Source organism: Caballeronia choica (assembly GCF_001544535.1).
GTDB classification, from domain to species: domain Bacteria; phylum Pseudomonadota; class Gammaproteobacteria; order Burkholderiales; family Burkholderiaceae; genus Caballeronia; species Caballeronia choica.
Genome location: NZ_FCON02000458.1, coordinates 1 through 1,368, shown reverse-complemented (window position 1 = coordinate 1,368; position 1,368 = coordinate 1). Strand labels below are relative to the sequence as shown.

2 protein-coding genes are annotated in these 1,368 nt (G+C 54.7%); both read right to left on the bottom strand.

Annotation, left to right across the window (positions count from 1 at the left end; all coding sequences use genetic code 11):
* Positions 1 to 193: 193 nt before the first annotated feature.
* Complete coding sequence (locus AWB68_RS44965) at positions 194 to 1,192, bottom strand: site-specific integrase (RefSeq protein ID WP_087650459.1); 999 nt, start codon at positions 1,190 to 1,192, stop codon at positions 194 to 196.
* Positions 1,189 to 1,317: a hypothetical protein gene (locus AWB68_RS51035; RefSeq protein ID WP_268810995.1), complete on the bottom strand. Its 129-nt coding sequence runs from the start codon at positions 1,315 to 1,317 to the stop codon at positions 1,189 to 1,191. The genes AWB68_RS44965 and AWB68_RS51035 overlap by 4 nt, the downstream gene beginning before the upstream one ends.
* Positions 1,318 to 1,368 lie beyond the last annotated feature (51 nt).

Below are 1,368 nucleotides of genomic sequence, written 5' to 3'. Positions count from 1 at the left end.
AGGAGTGTGACGATGACGAACGCTGATCGTTTGCCAGCGCCCCTTCTCCAGCGCAAGGCAGTGGTTTATGTCCGGCATAATTCCGTGTAAGAAAATATGGCCGAGCATTTATTGATGATGCAATAAAAGTGCTTGTTTGTATGGTTGCCGCCGCAGTAGGCGGCGGCACAGTGCTCGGCATTATTCTGGCCCGTTACAATCCGTTGAGGAAAGCCAGCAGCTGATCATCAGGTCTATAAATTCCGGGCTTACCGTCATAGGGTGTGGTTTTCTCCAGCATTTTTTTCTTTAACTCGAGGTCCGCATCTAAATAAATTTGAGTGGTTTCCGGGGACTCGTGACCAAGCCACAGGGCAATCATGGTGCCGTCGAAACCCGCTCGCAGCATTTCCATTGCCGACGTGTGTCGAAGCTGGTGGAAAGTCACGCGTTTTTTCCGCAGGGAAGGACAGGTCTTGCGGGCCGTCTCAATCTGTTTCGCCAGAATGTAACTCACGCCATCGGAGCTAAGACGACCACCACGCGCATTGGGAAACACGATGTCGCTATCTGCTTTGGCAGTCTCCTGCAGCCAGTTCTTGACGATCGCACGAGTCTGCTCGGTGAGGGGTATACATCGGGCCTTGCGGCCTTTGCCCGCTACCCGAACATGGGCACCCGTGCCCAGGGTCACGTCCTGCCGCTTGAGTCCTGTCATTTCAGACAAGCGCATGCCGGTTTGCACCGACGTCAGGAGCAGCGCGTGATCCCGACGACCACTCCACGTCCTCGTATCGGGCGCGGCCAGTAACGCATCGACCTCTGGTCGTGTCAGAAATCCGACCTGAGTGCGGGTATAGCGTTTGGTGGGAATAGCGAGTGCGCGTTGAATCTGATCGGATCGAGAAGGTACTTCAAAGGCCGCATAGCGAAAGAAGGAGCGGATGGCGGCGAGGCGAACATTGCGGCTGCGCGCGCTGATACCACGTTGCTTTTCTAAATCGTCGAGAAACGCGCAGATAACTGGTGCATCGATATCTTCGAACAACAAACTGGCCGGCTGCTTGTGTCGACGCGTCTGGATGAATTTTAGTAGCAACCGGAACGTGTCACGGTAGGATTCAACCGTGTGTGAGCTGACTTGCTTTTGCTGCATGAGTCGCTGGGTGAAGAAGGCTTGCAGTAGCGTGGAAAAGCGGGTGTTCGATTTCATGATGGGTTCTCCCAGTGACGTTCGAGCAGTTTTGCCGCCAGCCCCATCAGCTCCGGGCACAAGCTGAGGTACCAGTAGGTATCGCTCGGATGAACGTGCCCTAGTACTACTGTGTTATCAACCATTCAGTTTTCCTCCCGCAGCACGGACACCGATCAAGACGGGCAAGCAATGCG

What these genes read in the sequence shown, in the direction of transcription:
- AWB68_RS44965 (WP_087650459.1), bottom strand. Translation starts at nt 1,192, where the DNA reads ATGAAATCGAACACCCGCTTTTCCACGCTACTGCAAGCCTTCTTCACC.
- AWB68_RS51035 (WP_268810995.1), bottom strand. Translation starts at nt 1,317, where the DNA reads ATGGTTGATAACACAGTAGTACTAGGGCACGTTCATCCGAGCGATACC.